Raw genomic sequence first — 21834 nt, forward strand, 5'->3', positions numbered from 1 at the left:
CGCGAACGCGTCAGCGCGGCAGGCAATCCCGGCAGCGCTCGGCGCCGTTCGCGGGGAGCGACGAGCAACGATCGCGGAGACGCATCACGAGCTTCGCGAATTCGGGATCGTCCTTCAGCGCGGCGAGCGCGGCTTTCACTTGCTCGGCGCGCGTCCGGTTTCTCCCCTGGAACCCGTCCGGGAGCGAGAACGCGAGCTCGTAGAACGCCTCGGCCTGGGCGAGGAGGTAGGCGCGCGGCGGCGGGCCTTCGAGCGCTGCGTGGAAGAGGATGTCGTTCGTGATCCACTGCAGCCGCGTCGCGCGCCCGCCCGCGCCCTCGCGGGCTTTTTGCGAATAGGCCCGCGCCTCCTCGATGCGCCCGAGCTCCTTCTCGACCGCCGAGAGCATCGAGTACCAGTAATGCGGCGTGCCCGAGCGCTCGGCCTCCGCCTTCAGCATCTTCCTCGCTTCGTCATGCGCGCCCACGCGCCGCAGGAGGTACGATGCCGTCGAGACGACCGAATACCGCTCGTCGGGGGTCTTCGCCTCGTGATCGGCGCGCGTCACGGCGGCGAGGACGTCGGCCCGGAGTGGATCGGGCACGGGGCCCGCGGGGTTTTCGTGCCGGAAGAAATCGATCGAGGGAGCGACGGCCGCGAGCCGGACGTCGACGGAGGCGCCCTCGCGTGATCGCAGCGAAGCCGCGGCCGCGAGCCATTTCGTTTTCCACGCGAGATAGGCCGCGTCCTTGGGATCCGCGGCGAGCCAGGCCGCGAGGGCTTCGGCGCGGTGATTGACGAGCGCGCGCGCGGCCCACGTGGTCTCGGCGTTCGAGAAAATGAGATCGAGGTACGAAGGGGCGCTCGCAGAGGCGACGCGTATCGCCTCGGCGAGCGTCGGATCCCGTCGATACGACGAGGCGAGCCCGAGGAGCGTACCCGCGAGCAGGGCACGCTCGCGGTTCATGGTGGAGGGACAAACTTCGATCGCCTTGCGCAAAGCCGCGAGGATCCGCGTCGGGCTCCACGTCTCCTCGGGCAAGAGCTCCCACGCCGCGTGGGCGAGCGTGCTGCAATCCTCCGCGCTCGGCTTGCCCTCGTCGAGGCGTGCGGCCGCCGCCCGGAAGCTCTGCGCCTTGCCGCGCACGGCGCCGAGCGCGCGATCGAGCTCGTCGATGTCGATGCTCCCGTTCAAGCGCAAGAGCTCCTCGCGCTCGGGGCTCAGCACCAGGATCGTCGGATAACTCGACACGGAGAGCGCCTCGCCGACGCGTTGCGCGTCCTCCGTGTCGCCGTCGAGGTGGACGGGCACGAAATCACGCATCATCTCGGCGAAACGAGGCTTCGAAAAGACCTCCGATTTCAGATCGTTGCACGGCGGGCACCAAGCCGCGCCCCAGTACAGAAAGACGAGCTTGCCCTCGGCGCGCGCCCGGACGAATGCGCGGTCGGGGGTGAGGTCGGCCCAGGGACCCTGAAGAGAATGCGCGGACGCCGTCGTCGTGGCCGCGGGACGCTCCTCCCGCGCAGGTTCGCGCTTGCTGCACGCGGCGGCGAGCGCGAACCCGACGAACAGAGCACCTCGAAGCGCAGCGCGGCCGTCTCCCATGACGTTCGTTCGATCCCGAGCGGAGCCTATCGCGGGCCCGAGAGCGCGTCCACGCGTTGCCCGGATGACAGCCGCCGCGACCGCCGCTACCATCGGCCGCGATGCTCCTCTCTCCGCTGGCCCGCGCCCGCATCAAGGTCGCCCGTTCCCTCGCGGACGCCATTCGCAGCTCGAAAGGGATCTCCGCGCGCCTCCTCGGCTTCCGCGCGCGGCCGGTCGAGGGCTGCACCGTCGATTTGGACCTCGCGCTGATGCTCGCGCTCGACGACGTCCTGAAATCGAGCGATCTGCGCGGCTTCGCGCCGCCCGTGGCCCGCGCGCGCATGGCCGAGTCCGTGTGCATGGTGGAGATCCCGCGCCTCGACAGCGTCTCCGTGGTGGACGAGCGCCTGCGCGGCGATGCCGGTCCGATCCCGGCCCGGAGGTACGTGCCCGAGGGCCTCGCCGCGCCTTCGCCGTGCGTGGTCTTCTACCATGGCGGCGGGTTCGTCACGGGCGACCTCGACACGCACGACTCGTTTTGCCGGCAGCTCGCGATCGAGGGCCGCGTGCGCGTCATCGCCGTCGACTACCGCCTCGCGCCCGAGCACCGCTTCCCCGCGGCCGCGACCGACGCGGTCGCCGCCTTCCGCGACGTCGCCGCGCGCGCGGCCGATTTCGGCGTCGATCCGGCGCGGATCGCGGTCATGGGCGACAGCGCGGGCGGCAACCTCTCCGCGGTCGTCTCGCTGAAGACGCGCGGCGAGGCCCATCGGCCCGCGCTGCAGGTGCTCCTCTATCCCGGGCTCGACGCGACCTGCGCGCACCGCTCGCACGCGGTGTATGCAAACGGCTGGATGCTCACGAAGGGGATGATCGACTGGTATTACGAGCATTATTTCGGCCCCGATCCGGCCGTGCGCCGCCACCCCGACGGCTCGCCGCTCCTCGCGCCGAGCGTCGAGGGCGCGCCGCCGGCGCTCGTGTTCACGGCGGGTTTCGATCCCCTGCGGGACGAGGGCGCCGCGTACGTCGAGCGCCTCACGGCCGCAGGCGTCCCCGTGCGGCTCGTCTGCCACGAATCGATGATCCACGGCTTCGTGCTCATGGGAGGCGTCGCGCCCGCTTGCCGCGAGGAGACCTCGCGCATCATCCGCGAAGCTTCCGCGGCCCTACGGAACGGTTTTTCCTGAGGAACCCGGGCGCACGTTCGCCTCGACCCATTCGGCGTCCTTCGCCGCCGAGAACACGGGCAGCCGCTTGTGCCAGCGCTCGCCCGCCGTGGGCCTTTCGAGCGTGATCCTGAGCGCCGCGATGAGCTCCAGCGGCGTCCCGTCCCGGCCCGCGTCGAAGCACGCCTTGCCGAGCCCCGCGAGCACGGCCTGCGCGAGCTCGTAGCCGATCGCCCATTGCGGCGGCGTTTGCTTTCCAGCCGGCGCTTCCCAGTAGCGCTCGCAAGCGCCTGCATCGTAGGACGTCCAGCTCCGGCACACGAGCGGCCGCACCGCATGCACGCCGCAGCCGCCGTCCGCGTCGAGCAGCGGGCAAGACACGTGCACCTCGGCCCGCGCAGCGCGGGAGAGCCCACGCGTCCGGGCGTCGGCCGCCTGCACGCGGGCGAGCAGATCCGCGAGCTCCTCGGGCGAACGTGTGGCCCGGAGGTGCGCGGCGATGCGGAGAACCTCGGGCGCCACGGCGAGCACCTTGGCCTGGCAACACGTCGAGCAGCCGCGACGACACGCCATCGGCGCGTCGGGCGGCTCGTGCGCGTGCGCGGTCGCCGTGAGCGCCGAGGCGCGCTCGCTCGCGATCCGGGCGGCTTCCATCGCGCGCTCCGGGCTCTCCGCGACGAGCGGCGCGAGCGCCAGGCTCTCGCCCTGCGCGATGCCGACGTAGATCTCGGGCGAATACTGGCTCGGGCGCGCGAGCGGCAAGGAGCGCCGTTCGTCCGTCATGGACCAGGGGATACCAGCCGCACGCGGGCCCCGCCAAGTCAGGCTGATCCCGCAGCGGGCAAGCGCGGCCCTCACTTCCCGTGTAGACTGCGCCCGAGGTGCTGCTGCCATGACCCATTACCTCGACGCGATCATCTCGGCGATCCGGGACGCCGGGCAGCACCTCGACGCCGCCAAGGTCTGGCTCGGCCGCGCGGAGAAGGCGGCCGGATCGACGTGGCAGATGCCGCTCTTCGGGGCCGCGGAAGAGGCGCACGCCGCGACGCGGGCGCGGCTCGACGCGGCGGAGGCCTCCCTGCGCGAGCTCGGCCCCGCGGACAAGCTCCCGCCTGTCCTCGACGAGCTCCCGAGCCGCGTCTCGGCCTTGCGCCGCGCCCTCCAGGCTTCCGAGAAGCGGCTCATCGACGCCGCGCTCCTCGCGGCCGCCCGTCCGCTCGGGCACGCCTGATTGCCGTTGGTGCACCAACGGCATCGTGCTAAGGCCCGCCGCCTCTCGCGGGATCGTGCCCCATGATGGTTGCGGAAAAGCGTTACTCCTGGCTGCGCCTGCTCCTCAAGTACCGCGGGACGGCGCTGGCGCGGATCCGTGGCCGCATGGCCATCACCATCCTGCTCGCCGTCGGGGTGACCGTGACCGATCTGAAGTACGGGTTTTTCCACCCGGACCTCACGACGATCCCGTTCACGCTCATCGGCCTCGCGCTCAGCATCTTCCTCGGCTTCCGGAACAACACGAGCTACGACCGCTTCTGGGAGGGCCGGAAGCTCTGGGGCGGCCTCGTCAACACGACCCGCACGATCACGCGCCAGATCCTCACGCTCGTGAACGAGCCGGCCGATCGCCCCACCGACAGCGAGGCCGTCGCGGCGTTTCGACAGGAGATGGTCTATCGGATCATCGGCTACACGCACGCGCTCCGGCTGCACCTTCGTGATCAGGATCGGCTGGAGGAGCTCGCGCCGTTCCTCGCGGCGACCGAGATCGACGGATTGCGGCCCGAACTCAATCGGCCCACGGCGATCCTCCAATCGGCCGCCTTCCGCCTGCGCGACGCCTGGAAGCGCGGCTGGATTCACCCCTACCACCTGTCCGTGCTGGAGCAGAGTCTCACCACCCTCACGGACCTCCAGGGCGGCTGCGAGCGCATCAAGAGCACGCCGATCCCGCTCTCGTACACCTCGCTCATTCACCAGCTCGTGGCCATTTATTGCTTCGCGCTTCCGTTCGGGATCGCGAAGACGGTCGGGGTGTTCACGCCGGTGGTGGTGGGGATCGTGGCGTATGCGTTCTACGGCCTCGACGCGATCGGCGACGAGATCGAAAATCCCTTCGGCACGGATGCGAACGATCTGCCGCTCTCGGGCCTCTCGCGCATGATCGAGGTGAACCTCCGGCAGCGTCTCGGCGAGACGGATCTGCCGCCCCTGCTCAAGCCGAAGGGCGGCCTTTTGACCTGATCGGCGCTTGCATCTCCGCGCGTCCGGGGGCGACAATCGCCCGCGGATGCCCCCCTCGCCCTCCTCCCACCCTGCCGTCGCGAAGTACGCGGAGCACATCAATCCCGCCTTCGTAAAACTCCTCGGCGCCTTCGGGTACGGCCGCGTCTTCGTCCGCGCGAGCGGCACGACGCTCTGGGACCACGAGGGGCGCGAATATCTCGATTTCCTTTCGGGCTTCGGCGCGCAGAGCCTCGGGCACAACCACCCGAAGCTCCGGGCGAACATGGCCGCGTTCCTCGCGGACGACGTGCCGAACCTGGTGCACGTGGGCCCGCCGGTGCACGCGGCCGAGCTCGCTTCCGCGCTCGCGCGCCGCGCCGGGCCGCTCACGATGTGCCTCTTCTCGTGCACCGGCGCCGAGGCCGTGGAGGCCGCGCTGAAGCTCGCGCGCGCCGCGACCGGGAAGAAAACGCTCCTCTATTGCAAGAATGGTTATCACGGACTGAACCTCGGCACGCTGTCGACGTCCGGCATCCCGCGCATGCGTGAGCTCTTCGAGCCGCTCTTGCCGGCCTGCCAGGAGGTCCCGTTCGGGGATCTCGACGCGCTCGACGAGGCCCTCGGAAAGACCCGTGCCGCCGCGTTCCTCGTCGAGCCGATCCAGGCCGAGGGCGGCATGCTCGTCCCGCCGAAAGGGTACCTGCGCGCCGCGCAGGAGCTCTGCAAAAAGCGCGGCGCGCTGCTCGTCCTCGACGAGGTGCAGACCGGCATCGGCCGCACGGGCTCGCTCTTCGCTTGCGAGGCCGAAGGGTTTTTCCCGGACGTCCTCGTGCTCGGCAAGGCCCTCGGCGGCGGAATGGTGCCGATCTCCGCGACGCTGACGACGCCCGATCTGTGCAAACGCGCGTTCGGCACGGCCGAGCGCTTCGATCTGCACGGCTCGACATACGCGGGCAATGCCTTCGCTTGCCGCACGGCCGGGGCGATCCTCGACATCCTCGACGAGGAGGGGCTCGTGCAAGCTAGCCGGGAGAAAGGCGAGCGGATGCTCGGCGCGCTCCGCGACCGCATCGGCAAGCACCCGCTCGTGCGCGAGGTGCGGGGCCGCGGGCTCTTCGTGGGGATCGAGCTCGGACCGACCGAAAAGGGCGGGCTCTTGCATCGGGCCTTGCCGGGCCTCGTGGAGGCGGTCTCGCGGCGTATCTTCGGGCAATGGCTGAGCGTGCGCCTGCTCGAGCACGGGATCGTGGCGCAACCCGCGAGCCAGCAATGGAACGTGCTCAAGCTCGAACCGCCGCTCACGGTGACGGACGCCGAGATCGACCGCGTCGTGGATCGGATTGGCGCGCTGCTCGACGAATACCGCGAGGTGGCCCCGATCGTGCGCGATGCGACGGCGCGGCTCGGGCAGCAGTTCGCCGGCGGATGGAGGTTCGGATGAGCTTCGCCACGTGGAAAAAAGAGGCCACGTTCGCCGCGACGCTCCTCCGCAGGCGCCCGTTTTCGTGCCTGATCCAGGTCACGAACCGCTGCAACATGGAATGCAGCTTCTGCGATTTCTGGCCGAACCCCGCGCCGCCCAAGCAGGAGCTTTCGCTCGCCGAATACCGCCGCGTCGCGGACGAGCTCGCCGAGCTCGGCACGTTCGTGATCTCGGTCGAGGGCGGCGAGCCGCTCGCGCGGCCCGACATCGTGGAGATCGTGCGGATTCTCTCGGAGAAACACATCACCGCGCTGTTCACGAACGGCTGGTTCGTGACGGAGGACAAGGCCAAAGCGCTCTGGGACGCGGGGCTCGTGCACGGCAACGTGAGCATCGATTACCCCGAGGCGAGCCGGCACGACGGGAAACGCCGGCTCGCGGGGACCACGGATCGCGCCTGGAAGGCGGTCGAACTCCTCCGCGACACGGCGCCGCGCGGGGGCAAACAGGTGCACGTGATGACGGTGCTGATGGAGGACAACTGGCGTGATCTGGAGGCGCTGCTCCGGCAGAGCGAGGCGCGCGGGGTCGGCCATCAGCTCACGCTCCTCAGCATTGCGGGCTATCGCCGCGGCAAGGAGGGGCCCGACAAGATGCCGCCCGTGGGCGTGTCCAAGCATGTGCTCGCGCTCTGGGAGAAGTATCCACACCTCCGGTACTTCCGCGATTATTTCGCGCGCATCGACGCCTTCCTCGCGCAGGAGAAGATGCCCACGTGCAGCGCGGGCAAGACGGGGTTCAACATCGATCACGTGGGCAACGTCTCGCCCTGCATCGAGCGGATCGACGAGAGCGTGGGCAACGTGCGGGAGGCGAGCCTCGGGGAGCTCCATCGGCGGTTGCAGGAGAAGCAGGCCGAGATTGCGAGGTGCCAGCAATGCTGGACCGCTTGCCGCGGAATCAACCAGGCCCTCGGCAATGGCGGGTCGGCGCAGAGCCTCCTCGATCTGGGCACTAGGATGCGGACGAGCTGAACGCGATCGCGAGGCCGAGCGCGGCCGTCGCGGCGACCCGCACGCCCTCCCGCTTGGCCGCGCCGTCGCGCCCGTCGAGGAGCCCGCCCATCGTCGACAACCCCCACAAGACGACGAGCGCCCCGGCCGCGAGTTGCCAGAACGGATGCCGATCGCGCAGCCAGAGGAGGTGCAGCGCGAACGCGAGCGTCGCGGCGAACGCGAGCGCGGCATAAACCTTTGTGCGTGTAGGAATGTCCGTGTCGGGCCGCGCGGGCGCGTGGCGCGGGAAGACAATGCCCTCGGGGGTCCAGCCGGGGTGACGGACGAAGGTCCGGACCTTGTCGCCGAACGTCTTCGCCTGGCGCGCGACGGCGATGAGGTCGCGGAAGAACACCCATTGTGCCCGCGCGCCGTCGTGCGTCTGGTAGCCGAACGGCGTGCCGAGGACCGGCGGATCGGCGGGATCGACCTCCACGTGCGTACCGAACATGCGGTCCCACACCGTGAACATCGCGCCGAAGTTCTTGTTCAAATACCGCCGGTTTCTCGAATGATGCACGATGTGCGTCGCCGGCGTGACCAGGAACCAGAGCCCCGGGCGGTGGAAGACGCGCGAATGGACGCTGAGCGCGTAAAAGGAGATGATCGAGATCGCCACGAAGAAATGCAGCGGCGGGACGCCGAGCATGGGGATGGGCGCGTAGAAGAGGAAGGCGTACGTGTCCGAAAACCAGGGGTGACGCGTGGCAACCGAGACGTTGAAATGCTCGGACTGGTGATGGACGCCGTGGATCGCCCAGAGCGCGGCCACGGAATGGCCGGCGCGGTGATACCAGTAATACCCGAGGTCGCCGAGCGCGAACGCGAGGATCCAGGGGACGATCGAGCCCTCGGGCCAGCGCACGAGCGCGAGCCTGTCGTAGGCGAAATCGTAGAGGCCGAGGAGCAACGGGCCGAGGAAGAGGCCAAGGACGATCTCGCCGAGCCCCGCCGAGAAGCTCCCGAGCGTGTCGGCAAACCCGTAGACGCGCTGCCCTTTGCGGCGCGAAAGCGCGATCTCCAGGGCGATGATGGCAAGGTAGAACGGAACCCCGAGCGCGTAGTACCCATTCGTCTCGAGGCGGCTCATGCGCCAAGACTACGGAATCGCGCCCGGGGCGTAAAGGGCGGGGCTCATGACCATGGGAGCACCTTTTTCAAGCCATCCGGTACGCTCGTGAGCACACAACACGCCCTTGCCGGGCCCTTCCACGGGCCCCTACCATGCTTCCCCCATGCACCCCTTGTTCACGCTGGCGGGCCGCAAGGACCCTCATCCGATCTACAAACGCCTCCGCGCCGAAGAGCCCATCTCGCAGGTCATCGAGCCCTACCGGAAAGTGCCTTTCTGGCTACTCACGCGGTACACCGATTGCTCCGAGATGCTGCGAGATCCCCGCTTCGGCAAGGATTTCACCAAATGGCCCCCCGAGGAGCGTGCGCGCCTGCGCGTATCGGGCGAATTCGACGTGCTCGGCAAGCACATGCTGAGCGCCGATCCGCCAGACCACACGCGGCTTCGCTCCCTCGTGGCCAAAGCCTTCACGCCGCAAATCGTCGAGGGCCTGCGCGGCCGCATCTCCACGATTGCGGAGAACCTCGTCTCGGCCGCCCTCGCGCGTGATGCAAGCGGGATGGACCTCGTCTCGCAATTCTCGTATCCCCTGCCCGTCACGGTCATCGCCGAGCTGCTCGGCGTGCCCTCCGCAGACCAGGACGATTTCCGTCGCTGGACCACGACGCTCTTCACGCCCGCGGACACCGAGGAGCAACTCGCGCACCTGCGCGCCACCGGATTCGAGTTCTTCCAGTACTTCATGGCGCTCATCGAGCGCCGCAGGGCCGAGCCAAGAGACGACCTCGTGAGCGGGCTCGTGGCCGCCGAGGAAGGCGGCGATCGTCTGAGCACCCAAGAGCTCGTAGGAATGCTCTTCCTCCTGCTCGTCGCAGGCCACGAGACCACAGTCAATCTGATCACGAACGGCATGCTCGCGCTGATGGACCACCCCGAAGAGCGCGAGCGTCTCGTCGCCGATCCGTCGCTCCTCGAATCAGCCGTGGAGGAGATGCTGCGCTATTGCGGGCCGGTGGAGACGACGACATACCGCTTCGCACTGGAGGACGTGGAGATCGGCGGGGTGACGATCCGAAAAAACGAGCTCGTGCTGGCATCGCTGCTCTCCGCCGATCACGACGAATCACGATTCCCAAACGCAGCCCGCTTCGACGTGGGGCGAAAACCAAACAAGCACATCGCATTCGGCTACGGGATCCATTTCTGTCTCGGCGCGCCGCTCGCGCGGCTCGAAGCCGTCATCGCCGTGGAGACGCTGCTCCGGCGCCTGCCAAGGATGAAGCTGGCCGTCCCGCGCGAGGACCTCGAGCCAAGCTCGATGCTCCTGCTGCTGCACGCAAAGAAGCGATTGCCTGTTCAGTTCTAGGTTAGGTTGGAGGCCGCCGCGCTGGGGCGTTGCCCCAGGCCCCAGCAGGGGCTGTCCGCCCCTGCACCCGGACCAGCCAGGGGCTGGACCCGGGACGATGAACTGCGCGATGCGCAGTTCATCGCAGCGTCTTTCACCCCCTCTCCGCCGCGCGTGCAGGTCCCTCGGCCTCCGTCATCGGTCTTCGACCCCGTTCCCGCAGGTCCCGGGACCTCCCGGATCGACGTCGCGCTCCGTTCCCGCAGGTCCCGGGACCTCCCGGATCGACGTCGCGCTCCGTTCCCGCAGATCCCGGAACCTCCCGGATCGATGTTGCGCTCCTTGCGCGAAGGTCCCGGGACCTCCCGGTCGATGTAGCGCTCCGTTCGCGAAGGTCCCTCGGGTCGACGCCGCTGCGCTGGGGCGTTGCCCCAGGCCCCAGCAGGGGCTGTCCGCCCCTGCACCCGGACCAGCCAGGGGCTGGACCCAGGACGATGAACTGCGCGATGCGCAGTTCATCGCACAGGCCCGGTCGAGACCGGCGACGACCTCGCCAACCAAGACAGCTGCGCTGACATCTCGACGGGCGGGGCGATCCCACCGGCCCGCTGGAAGAACTGCGCATCGCGCAGTTCTTCCACCCCGAGTCCAGGGCTTGCCCTGGTCCGGGTCGAGGGGCGGACAGCCCCCGCGGGGCCCGGGGCGGCGCCCCGGCGCGGCGGCTCCAGCTGAGACCCCTGTGCTCGGGTCTAGACCTGATCGCTCCCGGGTGGCAGCGGGAGCTTCACGCAGAAGGTTGCGCCTTCTCCCTTCTCGCTCGAGACGGAGATCGTGCCCTTGTGTGCTTCGACGATTGCGCGGCAAACGAAGAGCCCTGCGCCGAGCCCGGCGTGTGCGTCCTGCCTCCGCCGGAATGGCTCGAAGATCCTCTCCAGCTCCTCTGGCGTGATGCCCACGCCGCGATCTCGCACCGAGACGACCGCGAAGCCTGGCTCCTTGCTGACCGATATCGTGATCGGCTGTTTGGCGCCGAATCGCGCTGCGTTCGACAGAAGGTTCACGAAAACCTGCTCGAGGTGCGTCCGATCCCAGTGGCCGTATACGGGGCCCTCGCTCTGGATCTCCACGGTGCACCCCTCGGCTGCGACCTCCGTTTGCATCTTCCGTGCGACGTTCCGTACGAGCTCCTCGATCTCCACGCGCTCGAGGTTCAGCACCGCGTTGCCCGCGGCGACGTTCGACAGCACGAACATGTTGTTGATGACCTGCGTCATCCGGCGAAGCTCGCGCGTGGAGACCTTCAAGAATCGGCTCACGTCCGCCGGGCTCATCACGGGCGTTGCGTCCTCGGGGCGGGCTCGAAGCATGTATTCGTAAAGCAGCCGCAGACTCGTCAGCGGCGTGCGCAGCTCGTGCGATGCGAATCGCAAGAACTCTTCGCGCGCATGAACCGCGCTCTCGAGCTCGCCTTCCACGCGCTGGAGACGGTCGACCCGCTCCTCGAGCTCGGTCCGGAGCTCCCGCTCTCGACCCAGGCTGTGGGCGAGGGCCTTCGCGCGCTGCTGCAAAATGAGGGTCAGCACGAGCGTGATGCCGAGACCGACGATGAACGTCCGCAGGACGACCTTGCGCGTTGCGGTGAGGGCGCTGTACGCCTCGGCTTTGTCGACCTCGGTTGCGATCCCGAGCTGGAGCTCTGGATCCCATACCCAGGCCCCGATCACCGTAACGCCTCGGTAATCGCGGTAGCCGTCGGTGTCGAGCCCGGATTTCCCGGAGACGGCGCTCATGGCCATTCTCGTCAAGGGCTGCTCCGACCGGGGCAGCCGGGAGCGGAAGCCGCGGAGCATGTTACCGCCTGGATCACGCAGCTCGATCACTTGGCTCGAATGTTGGCCGGCGGCGAGCAAGCCGATGTCGCGGAGCAGCGGCTCGAACCGGCTCTCCGTCGCGAGACGCGCGTAACGGTCGAATGCGTACGTCTCGCCCGTCTCGCCGACCCGGCCCGACTGTGTGATGCGCGAGAATTCTCCGGTGGGATCGATGCGGAAGACGAGCGCTGCCACGATCGCCCCGTCCTCGTCGCGCACGGGTGTCGCGACGAGCATCGTCGGAACGTCGACCTCGAGGTTTTGGTCGCGCATGAGGAAGGGCGCTCCGGTGACGGTCGAGCCACGAAGCGCCGCGGTGATGGTGTCCGGATCCAGGCGGCTCAGCGTGTTCGTCGCGACGACATCGCCGTGGTCGGAGGCGATGTCGATGCCGTCCGGGGCGATGATGTCGAAGCCCATGTATTGCTTCTGCTGGACGACGTCCCGCAGCAGGCGCCGCAGCTCGCCGAGGTACGGGCCCTCGTGGAGCGCCCCGCCGCTGCTCCGGAGCTTCAACTGCGCGAGGACCACGCGCCGCACGCCGGCCTCGCCCGCCCAGCTCTTCGCGGTGGCCTCCATGTGCCGCTCCCAGGTCACCAGACCCTCGCGGGTCGTCGCGAGCACGGTCTGTACGGTCGCCGCGGCCTGGCGGCGGTGAATCGCGTCGATCAGGGACAAGCCAAACCACGTGCTCAGACCGATCGGCACGAGCATGACCAGGAAGAGCAGCCAGTCCGCACGTTGGGTCCTGATTTTCACTTGATTGCCGCGGCGCGGGCGGGAAGCAACCAAGAAGGGTGCCATTGCCGTCCTGTGTGGTTCCTGCCCGCCGAGGGAGCACGACAGGAGCCGAGCCGCCGGCCGGTCGCGTCGGGCGGGCGGCTGCGAGCGGCTCTACGCTTTAACGGCGGAGGGCGAATGCAATGCCGCTCTGCAGATTGCTCCGCATGACGATTCCCTCGAGATCGGTGCCGATCTCGAGGAGCGTCCGCGCGACCTCGGGCCGCACGCCCGTCACGACCACACGCGCGCCGAGGAGCCGCGCGGCGCGGGCCGCCGAGACGATCGCGCTCGCGACGTTCGTGTCCACGGTGCGCACGCCCGTGACGTCGAGGATCACCGAGTGCGCGCCGTGGTGGCCGATGCCGTCGAGGAGCGTGCTCATGATGCGCTCGGCGCGCGCCTGATCGACGCGGCCGACGATCGGCATGGCCACGACACCGTCGGCGATCGGGACCAAGGGCGTGGAGAGCTCGCGGAGCGTCTCTTCCTGCGCGGCGATCACCTGCTCGCGCAGGAGCAAGCGCTCCTCCTCCTGCCGCTTCTGCTCGGTGATGTCCGTGGCGATGCCGCAGACGCCCATGAGCGCGCCGTAGCTGTTCAGGATGGGGAATTTGATCGTGACGTAATGGTGGGTCCCATCCGCGAATTCGACGGCCTCCTCGAATTGAATGGGCTCGTCCCGGCGCACCGCCTCCTCGTCCCTCTCCCGCATGGCGCGGACGGCCTCCGGCGGGAAAAAATCGGCGTCGGTCCGGCCGAGCAACTCCTTGCGTGGCTTGCGGTAAAGCCGCTCGGCGTGACGGTTCAGGAGGAGGTACCGGCCCTCGGGGTCCTTGACGAAGACGACGCTCGGCGAATGGTCGATGATCGCGTGGAGGAGGCGCCTCCGCTCGTTGTCGGCGCGCTCGGCCACGGCGGCGCGCATCGTCGTCATCCGAGACGGCGTCGCCTCGACGCGCTGGTCCATGAGCGCGCCCTCGAGCGCGACGATCTGCGCGCGCAGCGAGCCGTTTTCGCGCCGCAGCGCCGCGATCTCCGCCTCGAGCGCGGCGACGTCGACCCCCGCGCCCTCCGCCGTTCGTTCAGATCCCATGGTTCCCCTTCCGAGTATTTCTACAACCGGAGCCGAAACGCAAGCAAGCGCGTTCGCGCCGCACTCCCTTGTTGAGTCGGTGGTGGTGTTCGTGACACCCTCTCCATTCACCATGCAATCGAATGTCTTCACGGCCGTGTTCATGCCGCTCGCGCTCGGCGTCATCATGCTCGGCCTCGGACTCGGGCTCGGGCTCGAGGATTTCCGCCGCGTCGTGGTGTATCCGCGGGCCGTCTTCGTGGGGCTCGTCTGCCAGACGGTGCTCCTCCCGCTCGCGTGTTACGGCATCGCGAAGGGCTTCGGGCTCCCGCCCGAGCTCGCCGTGGGGCTCATGTTGCTCGCCGCCTCGCCGGGCGGCGCGACGGCGAACCTCTTCAGCCACCTCGCGAAAGGCGACGTCGCGCTGAACATCACGCTGACCGCGACGAACTCCATCCTCAGCCTGTTCACGCTGCCGTTCATCGTGAACATGTCGCTCACGGCGTTCCTCGGGACCGAAAAGAGCATTCCGCTCCAGTTCGACAAGGTGATCCAGGTCTTCGCCGTGGTGCTCGTGCCCGTGGGGATCGGGATGCTCATCCGGGCCAAGCGGCCGGCCGCCTCGGATCGGCTGCAGAAGCCGGTGAAGATCATCTCGGCCGTGTTCCTCGTGCTCATCATCGTCGCGGCCGTGCTCAAGGAGCGGGCGAGCCTCTTGACGTCGTTCCGGCAGGTGGGCCTGGCCGCGCTCGTGTTCAACCTCGTCAGCATGGGGATCGGGTATCTGGTGCCCCTGCTCGTGCGGCTGCCGAAGCGGCAAGCGACCGCGATCGGGATGGAGATCGGCATTCACAACGGGACTCTGGCGATCGCCATCGCCTCGGCGCCCACGCTGCTCAACAATTCGACGATGGCCATTCCGCCGGCCATTTACAGCTTGATCATGTTCTTCACGGCCGCCGCCTTCGGGAGTATTGTCGCGCGCGGGAACGAGGAGAGCGCCCCCGCCGAGCAGCCGAAGGCGGCGTGAGGAGCATCTTTCAGCCGCGCGCTTTGGCCACGCGCGGCTCGCGCATCAGATAGACGCCGAGCGCGAGCACGAGCGCCGCGGCGGCCCCGAGCCCGACGGGCTGCTCATCCCCGAAGAACCTTTCCAGCCATGCAGGCCGCACGACGAGGATCGTCATGGCGAGGGCATTGTTGATCCCGTGCACGAGGATGCCGGGCAGGAGCGACCGCGTGGTGTGGCGGGCATACCCGAGCAAGAGGCCGAGCGAGAAGGTGGGGATCAATCGGTAAATCGAGCCGTGCGCGAGGCCGAAGAGCAAGGACGAGGTGATGAGCGCGACGGCGACCCCGGCGCGCGACAGGCCCGTGAAAAGGAACCCGCGGAAGAGCGTCTCCTCGCAGAGCGCGGGCAGGACGGCGATGACGAGGATCAGCACCCCGAGGGGCTGGCCGTCGAGCAGGAGCGCGTCGCCGAGCTTGTCCGAGAATTCGCGTGGGACGGGCACGAGGCGGAGCGCGATCGCGCTGACGACGACGCCCCCGGAGAGGCCGGCGAGGACAGCGCCGACGAGGGCGCGCGGGCGCGGCCAGCGCAGGCCGAGCGTCTCGCGCATCGAGGCGCCCGACGCGGCAATGGCGGCGAGGGCGGGCAGGAACATCAGGCCGAGCTGGGTGCCGGCGATCTGCACGGTCTTGTTCGTGGTCTTCTCGAGGAGGAAGCTCGCGTAAAACGTCACGACGAGGATCACGGAGAAGGCGCCGAGGGAAAAGCCGAGGCTCGGGATCCCGCCTTTTTGCCGCTCGAACGTGAAGACGGCGCGGAACGAGCCGCGGCCGCCGAGCAGGACGTCCTCGCGCTCGAAGACACGCGCGGCGAAGACGAGCGCGAGCGCGGCGAACAGCGTGGACGAGCCGAGCGTGAAGAGGACGAGATCGGGCGCGACGTCGCCGAGGTAAATCGCCTTGATGAGGAGGGCGACATTGAGGAGCGGCACGAAAGACGTGGTGACGGAGAGCTCCATCCCGGGCAAGGACGTGAGCATCGAGAGGAGCATGACGGGCAGATACACGGGCGTGAGCAGGTTCTGCGCGTCCTTGAAATCGCGGGCGAAGGCCGCGACGGCCAGAAAGAGCGCCGAAAAGAGGAGCGTGACCGGGATGAGGAGCGCGAAGGTGAACGCGTGGGCCGAAAAGGGCACGTCCATTTCGCCGGGGAGGATGCGGCGGAGCGTGAGGCCGAGGCTCGCGACGTTGACGAGGGCCGTGACGAGGGAGACGACGAAGACGGCGAGGAATTTGCCGGTGATGATCTCGAGGGGCAAGAGCGGTGCGCAGAGCAAGGTCTGCATGGTGCCGCGTTCCTTTTCGCCGGCGGTCATGTCGGCCGCGCGGAGAAAGCCGCCGAGGAGGGACATGAGGATCAGCATCATCGGCATGAGCGTGCCGAGGACCTTGCCGACCCGCCGTTCGTCGGGCGCGATGTTGCGCGAGACGACCTCGAGCCCCGACGTGAACCCCTTGGGCAAACCTTTTTCGCCCTCGCGCGAGACGAGGAGGCCGTCGCGGGCCCGGGCGAGCGCGTAATCGAGGCGATCGGCCGCGAAATCGGAGTCGCCCCAGACCGAGTCGTAATAAATGGTGACGCGGGCGGCCTTGCCGGCGCGGACGTCCTCGGAGAAACCCCGCCAGGGGACGAGCACGGCGTGCGCCTCGCGGGCGCCGACGAGCGTGCGGGCGGCGAGCGCAACCGCGGCGTCGGGCCTTTCCGCGTCGCGTTGTTTCGTGCCCGTGCTCGGCTCGGCGCCCGGGTCTTTGCGGGGTGGCCCGGGCGGGCGCGGGGGCGCGGGCGTGGGCGGCGGAATGGATCCGGCTTCGAGGTCCCGGCGGAGCGCCTCGGGGGCGCCGTGCCAGGGCACGATTTCGAGTTTGTTTTCGCCTGCCGCGAGCGCCGCGGAGACGTCGGGCGAGAGCTCGCCCCAGACGGCAATCTTCGACGGGCGCGCTTCGAGCGCATCCATCTCCGCGCCCGCCATCCGGCTCATGAGGAGCGCGAAGAGCGGATAGAGCATCATCGGCAGGAGGACGAGGCTCACGAACGTGCGGCGATCCCGCAACGTCTCGACGAGCTCCTTGCGCAGAATGACGAGGACGATGGAGAGCCTCACGCCGCACCTCCGGAAGCCGCGCCGTCCGCGCGGGGGGCGCCACGCTCGACATGGTAAAGGAATGCATCCGTGAGGTTTTTCGCGCCGCCGGCGCGCGCGCAGAGGGCCGGGACCTCGCCCTCGTCGACGATGCGGCCCTCGTGGATGAGGGAGATCCGATCGCAGAGATATTCGGCTTCGCTCATGATGTGCGTGGAGAAGAGAATGGCACGGCCCTTCGCGCGCTCCTTGCGGATGGATTCGACGATGAAGCGGCCGGAGAGGACGTCGAGGGCATTCGTGGGCTCGTCGAGGATGAGGACGGAGGGCTCGTGGAGGAAGGCGCGCGCGATGTTGGCGCGCTGCTTTTGCCCGGCGGAGAGGGTGGCCGAGGGACGGTCGGCGAACGAGGCCATTTCGAGGTCCCGCACGAGGTCGTCGATCCGCGCGGCGAGGCGCGTCTCGGAGAGGCCGTGGAGGCGGCCGAAATACTGCAAGGTCTCGCGCGGAGAGAGTCGCTGGTAGAGCTGCGTGTCGCCGGAGAGGAAGCCTATCAGGGCTTTGGCTTCGAGCGGGCGCTCGGCCATGTCGATGCCGCCGATCCGGACGCGCCCCTCGGTGGGCCGGAGGATGCCGGCGAGCATGCGCAGCGCGGTCGTTTTGCCCGCCCCGTTCGGGCCGAGGAGGCCAACGACCTCGCCCGGACGAACGACGAGATCGAGGCCGGCGACGGCGATCGTGGGGCCGTAATGCTTGACGAGGCCCTCGGCGGCGAGGGCGGCGCCTTGGGCGGAGGCTTCCGGGGACATCGGGAGGACTCTGGCAGCGACCGCGCGTCGGTTCAACGGGGTCGAGGCGCGGCCCCCCTTGGAGTCAGAAAGGATCTCGTGTACCAGGGCGAGATGCGTTGCCTTCCTGCCCTCAGCGCCCTCGTTCTGCTCTCCCATGCGGCCTGTAGCGAGCCTGCCGCGCCGCCCGATTCCTCGGGCACGGCCGGCGGTGGCCCCGGGCCGAGCGAGCCCGTGCCCGGCGCCGATACGGTCGTCACCCCTCACGACAAGACGCACGTTTATTTCACCGGCGAGGACAACAAGCGCATCGTCGATGCGCCGGCCACGTTCCCAGCCGAGGGAGAGTATTCGCAGATCGTCCTCCACCTGTCGCTCGCGTGCCCGGACGGCGGCTGCGACGCCTGGGATCGATTCGCCTCCCTCGGCCTCGTGACGGCGAAAGGCAATACGCCCGAGGAGGATACGGTCCTTGAAATCGCCCGCTACATCACCCCGTACGCGGTGGAGGGCGCGTGGGACATCGACGTGACCGATCTGCGCCCGCTGCTCGCCGGCGAGGTGACCGTGCGCGCCTTCATCGATACGTGGGTGGGCCCCGGGAGCCCGTACGGCGCAGGATGGCTCGTCACCGCGAGCTTCGAGATGAAAGGCGGGATTCCGGCGAAATTGCCCGTCGCGGTCCTCCCCGTCTGGGATCGGCGCTATGTCGCTTATGGCGATCCCTCGAAGCCGGTCTCAGGGAGCGCTCCGGCGCAGGAGATCATGCTGCCCGAGGGCTCGACGTCCTATGCGCTGCGCACGTTCATCACCGGCCACGGTCAGGGGAATGCGGACAACTGCGCCGAGTTCTGCACGCGCAAGCATACCTTCACCGTCGGCGCGACGCCGCACGAGCAGGACATCTGGCGGAGCGATTGCGCGACCACCGCCGTGCCCGGCCAGCAGGGCACGTGGAAGTATCCCCGCGCAGGCTGGTGCCCGGGCGCCGACGTCCGCCCGTGGACGGTGGACATCACGGCCGACGTCGCGGGCGCGTCCACCGTGAAGATCGCCTATGGCGTGGAAGAATACGAGAATACGTGTCGCCCCGATGCGGCCGTTTGCGAGGGGTGCTCGCTCGGGACGGGCTGCGATTACGATGGCGGGGCTCATACGGAGCCGAATTATCAGCTCTCGACGGTGCTCATCGCGTACAGGTGAGGTGCCCGCTCACGTACGTTTGTCCGCTCCGTCCGCGGCGCATCGATTCTTGCCTCCGAGGCTCCCCGACCGGTGCGTGGGACGACAGTTCCGGGACGCACGATTTTGTCGTGGGGGACCGATGAGTTTTCCCTCGGCCCGGGGTCCAAGTACGTGAAGCACCTCCGCGGGGAGTTGCCGTACGCTCTCTGGCGAGAACAGCGAGAAAAAGACCATGCAAAACAGGTTTCAGCGCATCACGCCGTTCCTCTGGTTCGACACGCAGGCCGAGGAGGCCGTGAAGTTCTACACGTCGGTCTTCCCGAACTCCCGGATCGTGACGACCACGCGCTACAGCAAGGAATCCGCGCAGATGTCCGGCCGGGCGGAGGGGTCGGTCATGACCATGGGCTTCCAGCTCGACGGGCAGGACTTCACCGCCATCAACGGCGGCCCCCAGTTCACGTTCAGCGGAGCGATCTCGTTCGTCGTGCATTGCGAGAGCCAGGACGAGGTGGACCACTACTGGAACCGCCTCACCGAGGGCGGCGACGAGAAAGCCCAGCAGTGTGGCTGGCTCCGCGACCGCTTCGGGGTGTCCTGGCAGGTGGTGCCCAAGCAGCTCGTCGAGCTGCTCTCCGATCCCGACCCGAACCGAGCGCGAAGGGCCACGATGGCCATGCTCGGGATGAAGAAGCTCGACATCGCGGCCCTGCAAAAAGCCGCGGCGGGCTGAAGCACATCGACGCATCACCCCAGGGCGCACGCGGGCTCGACGAGCCGTAACGACGGCCCCGCCGGGTCGAGCTCCGCAAGCACGCCGAGAGGCATGACGAGTTGCGGGTCCGTGTGGCCGAAATCGACGTTCGTGACGATCGGGATGTCGGTCCGACCAAACTCGCCCGCGACGATCGAAACGATTCGCTCCTCGAGCTCGCGCTTCTGCTCGGGCGTGTAGCCCCGTGCCCGCCCGAAGACGATCCCCGCCACCCGATCGAAGATGCCCTGCATTCCGTAGTTTCGCAGGAAATACCCCACGCGCGCCGGAGGCGGCACCTCCTCGGAGGTCTCGAACAGGAGGATACGCCCCGTCCAGAAGGCAGGCTCGGGCCAGAAGGACGTGCCTTTCATGAGTTCGAGGACCTCGATGCAGCCGCCGAAGAGCCGCCCCAGGGCCGGGCTCGTGCCCTGCAGCCGGCGAAAGCCGCCCGGATCGTCACGGAGGGGCTCGACGAGGCCGGTATTCGCGGGGTCGTTCCAAGCGAGATAACCTTCGACGTAAGCGCCATAAGGCCGGTAGGTGTAGGTCGGGGCAGCCGAGAAGAGCATTTCACGCAGGTGCGCGGCGCAAGCGGGCGGCAGGGCGCGGAGCTGGGCAAAGCCGGCCATGACCGACGGGCCGTGGAAGGTGACGAGGCCGAGCTGATTGGCGAATGTGAGCAGTGTGGTGGTATCGGAAAAACCCATCAGGATCTTGGGGTTCGTCCGGATGATCTCCCTGTCGAGGTAGGGCAGGACGCGGACCGAATCCTCGCCGCCAATGGAAGCGATGATCGCGGCGATTTCCGGGTCGGCGAAGGCATGATGGAGGTCGGCCGCGCGGGCCCGAGGGTCGGCCTGGAGGGCCGCCGGGGTCATGCGGGCCGCCTTCATCTCCCGCACGCGGAGGCCGAAGTCCTCGCGCAAGACAGCGAGGCCTTGCTCGAAGACGTGGGGAAACAGAGCCGGCCCGCCCCAGGAGGGCGAAACGACGGCGACGGTATCACCGGGGCGCAGATGTCGGGGGCGAATGGGCACCATCGGTAGGTCCTCTCCTTCGTCGATGCTTCGATGCCGACCGAGCTCCATCCTTTCCCGCGAGCTCGGGATGCTCCCGGAACACGTCGGCACCACCCGCTTCATCGTTTTGTCTTTCAATCTGGACACACGCGTGCGACACGGACGTCGGGTAGAAGGATCATGATCCGTTCCGAAGAACTGCTCGACGGGTCCACGGAGGACCATGCGCTGGTGCGCACGCTCGAAGAGAAGGTGCGGGCGCTCGAGGACGAGCTGCGGTTCTTCCGCGCGCTCGCCGACGAGCTGCCGCTGAGCCTTTATCACAAGGACCGCGAAGGGCGCTGCGTCTGGGCCAACGCGGCGCTGCTCGAAAGCGTCGGCTCCGGGCTCGAGGGTGCCCTCGGCAAGACGGTGTTCGATTATTATCCGCGTGAGCTCGCGGAGAAATACGACGCCGACGACCGGCACGTGGTCGAGACGGGCGAGACATGGCAAGGCGTCGAGGAGCATCAGGCGCCCACCTCCTCCGAGGGCGCGCGTTACGTGGAGGTCAAGAAGGTGCCCGTGCGGGACGCGGACGGCGCGATCACCGGCTCGATGGGCATCTACTGGGACGTCACCGGCGTGCGCCGTGCCGAGCGCCTGGAGGAGGAACGACGCGCGCAAGCCGTCACATTACGCGAGCTCGGGGCGCCTCTCCTGCCGCTCGCCGACCGAGTCCTCGCGATGCCCCTCATTGGCCGCATCGACGGCGCGCGCGCCGCCCAGGCGCTCGATTCCCTCCTCCACGGCGTCTCGGAGCGCCAGGCCGCCGTGGTGCTGCTCGACGTGACAGGTGTCACCATGATCGACGACGAGGTGGTGCGCCTGCTCGTCGACGCCGCCAGGGCCGTGCGGCTGCTCGGCGCGCAGGTCGTGCTCACCGGCGTCAAGGCCGCCATGGCGCAGGCCATGATTGAAATGGATGCACGCCTGGATGGGATCGTCACGCTGTCGACGATGCAGGCAGGCGTCGCGTGGGCGCTCGGGCGGCGGAAATAGCCCTCAGAGGGTGTTCCACAGGGATGCGCGGGGCTTTGCCCCGCACCCCAGAAGGGGGCTGTCCGCCCCCTTCACCCCGGACCAGGCACGGCCCTGAGCATTGGTCCCATCTCCGATCGGTACATTCCCCCCCTCTGACGACATTTACCGAGTGAGATGTTGGATGCAGGGGCAGCCTTGTCGGCGGAAGCGTGGGCGGAGGAGGAGTTCGGGCATGCGGACCTTGGAGACAAGCGCCGGACCCGGCGACTGACGCGCATGGCCGCGCAGGCGGCGCTGTTTCCCTCGGGGAAGGTGAGTGAGGTT

At 68.4% G+C, this 21834-nt stretch carries 19 protein-coding genes; 11 read left to right on the forward strand and 8 right to left on the reverse strand.

Annotation, left to right across the window (positions count from 1 at the left end; translation table 11 throughout):
- Window positions 1-10 precede the first annotated feature (10 nt).
- Window positions 11-1588 (reverse strand): thioredoxin family protein, encoded by a 1578-nt coding sequence (locus KEG57_RS31640; RefSeq protein WP_272422722.1) that lies wholly within the window; start codon window positions 1586-1588, stop codon window positions 11-13.
- A gap of 101 nt (window positions 1589-1689) precedes the next feature.
- Here KEG57_RS31640 and KEG57_RS31645 point away from each other — a divergent pair, with 101 nt between their 5' ends.
- Window positions 1690-2760: an alpha/beta hydrolase gene (locus KEG57_RS31645; protein ID WP_272422721.1), complete on the forward strand. Its 1071-nt coding sequence runs from the start codon at window positions 1690-1692 to the stop codon at window positions 2758-2760.
- On the opposite strand, the gene KEG57_RS31650 is transcribed toward KEG57_RS31645, so the two are convergent.
- Window positions 2740-3522: a YkgJ family cysteine cluster protein gene (locus KEG57_RS31650; protein WP_272422720.1), complete on the reverse strand. Its 783-nt coding sequence runs from the start codon at window positions 3520-3522 to the stop codon at window positions 2740-2742. The two genes, KEG57_RS31645 and KEG57_RS31650, sit on opposite strands and share 21 nt — an antisense overlap.
- 109 nt (window positions 3523-3631) lie before the next feature.
- Here KEG57_RS31650 and KEG57_RS31655 point away from each other — a divergent pair, with 109 nt between their 5' ends.
- The 4 genes from KEG57_RS31655 to KEG57_RS31670 all read left to right on the forward strand — a co-directional run bounded on the left by KEG57_RS31655 (window position 3632) and on the right by KEG57_RS31670 (window position 7419).
- The gene (locus KEG57_RS31655; RefSeq protein WP_272422719.1) at window positions 3632-3970 is read left to right on the forward strand and encodes a hypothetical protein; all 339 of its coding nucleotides are present in this window, start codon (window positions 3632-3634) and stop codon (window positions 3968-3970) included.
- A gap of 62 nt (window positions 3971-4032) precedes the next feature.
- Complete coding sequence (locus KEG57_RS31660; protein ID WP_272422718.1) at window positions 4033-4980, forward strand: bestrophin family protein; 948 nt, start codon at window positions 4033-4035, stop codon at window positions 4978-4980.
- Between the two features lie 46 nt (window positions 4981-5026).
- A complete protein-coding gene (locus KEG57_RS31665) occupies window positions 5027-6403 on the forward strand; it encodes an aspartate aminotransferase family protein (protein WP_272422717.1) in 1377 nt (458 codons plus the stop codon).
- Window positions 6400-7419: a radical SAM/SPASM domain-containing protein gene (locus KEG57_RS31670; RefSeq protein ID WP_272422716.1), complete on the forward strand. Its 1020-nt coding sequence runs from the start codon at window positions 6400-6402 to the stop codon at window positions 7417-7419. Before KEG57_RS31665 ends, KEG57_RS31670 begins: the two co-directional genes overlap by 4 nt.
- On the opposite strand, the gene KEG57_RS31675 is transcribed toward KEG57_RS31670, so the two are convergent.
- Window positions 7400-8530 carry a sterol desaturase family protein gene (locus KEG57_RS31675; protein ID WP_272422715.1) on the reverse strand — a complete coding sequence of 377 codons (1131 nt, stop codon included), beginning with the start codon at window positions 8528-8530 and terminating at the stop codon, window positions 7400-7402. The two genes, KEG57_RS31670 and KEG57_RS31675, sit on opposite strands and share 20 nt — an antisense overlap.
- A gap of 145 nt (window positions 8531-8675) precedes the next feature.
- Between KEG57_RS31675 and KEG57_RS31680 the strand changes: the two genes are divergently transcribed.
- Window positions 8676-9881 (forward strand): cytochrome P450 family protein, encoded by a 1206-nt coding sequence (locus tag KEG57_RS31680; protein WP_272422714.1) that lies wholly within the window; start codon window positions 8676-8678, stop codon window positions 9879-9881.
- Window positions 9882-10609: 728 nt separating this feature from the next.
- Here KEG57_RS31680 and KEG57_RS55775 read toward each other — a convergent pair.
- Window positions 10610-12490 carry a sensor histidine kinase gene (locus KEG57_RS55775; RefSeq protein WP_272422713.1) on the reverse strand — a complete coding sequence of 627 codons (1881 nt, stop codon included), beginning with the start codon at window positions 12488-12490 and terminating at the stop codon, window positions 10610-10612.
- A 142-nt stretch (window positions 12491-12632) separates the two neighbouring features.
- Window positions 12633-13607, reverse strand: a complete 975-nt coding sequence (locus tag KEG57_RS31690; RefSeq protein WP_272422712.1) for a PAS domain-containing protein — start codon at window positions 13605-13607, stop codon at window positions 12633-12635.
- Between the two features lie 112 nt (window positions 13608-13719).
- On the opposite strand from KEG57_RS31690, the gene KEG57_RS31695 reads away from it, so the two are divergent.
- Window positions 13720-14616 carry a bile acid:sodium symporter family protein gene (locus KEG57_RS31695; protein ID WP_272422711.1) on the forward strand — a complete coding sequence of 299 codons (897 nt, stop codon included), beginning with the start codon at window positions 13720-13722 and terminating at the stop codon, window positions 14614-14616.
- 10 nt (window positions 14617-14626) lie between these two features.
- On the opposite strand, the gene KEG57_RS31700 is transcribed toward KEG57_RS31695, so the two are convergent.
- Together KEG57_RS31700 and KEG57_RS31705 are read right to left on the reverse strand one after the other, a co-directional pair.
- Complete coding sequence (locus KEG57_RS31700; protein WP_272422710.1) at window positions 14627-16759, reverse strand: ABC transporter permease subunit/CPBP intramembrane protease; 2133 nt, start codon at window positions 16757-16759, stop codon at window positions 14627-14629.
- Complete coding sequence (locus tag KEG57_RS31705; protein ID WP_272422709.1) at window positions 16756-17547, reverse strand: ABC transporter ATP-binding protein; 792 nt, start codon at window positions 17545-17547, stop codon at window positions 16756-16758. The genes KEG57_RS31700 and KEG57_RS31705 overlap by 4 nt, the downstream gene beginning before the upstream one ends.
- Window positions 17548-17640: 93 nt before the next feature.
- Here KEG57_RS31705 and KEG57_RS31710 point away from each other — a divergent pair, with 93 nt between their 5' ends.
- Entirely contained in the window at window positions 17641-18729 is a 1089-nt protein-coding gene (locus KEG57_RS31710; RefSeq protein ID WP_272459141.1) for a peptide-N-glycosidase F-related protein, read from the forward strand.
- Between the two features lie 214 nt (window positions 18730-18943).
- Window positions 18944-19444: a VOC family protein gene (locus KEG57_RS31715; protein WP_272422707.1), complete on the forward strand. Its 501-nt coding sequence runs from the start codon at window positions 18944-18946 to the stop codon at window positions 19442-19444.
- 14 nt (window positions 19445-19458) lie between these two features.
- Here the strand turns inward: KEG57_RS31715 and KEG57_RS31720 are convergent, their stop codons facing one another.
- Window positions 19459-20508 (reverse strand): S66 family peptidase, encoded by a 1050-nt coding sequence (locus tag KEG57_RS31720; RefSeq protein ID WP_272459142.1) that lies wholly within the window; start codon window positions 20506-20508, stop codon window positions 19459-19461.
- Between the two features lie 159 nt (window positions 20509-20667).
- Between KEG57_RS31720 and KEG57_RS31725 the strand changes: the two genes are divergently transcribed.
- Complete coding sequence (locus KEG57_RS31725; RefSeq protein ID WP_272459143.1) at window positions 20668-21528, forward strand: PAS domain-containing protein; 861 nt, start codon at window positions 20668-20670, stop codon at window positions 21526-21528.
- 156 nt (window positions 21529-21684) lie between these two features.
- Window positions 21685-21834 (forward strand): IS4/Tn5 family transposase DNA-binding protein (locus tag KEG57_RS56180; RefSeq protein WP_372518250.1); only part of this gene is annotated, 150 nt, incomplete at its 3' end.

This window comes from Polyangium jinanense (genome assembly GCF_028435365.1).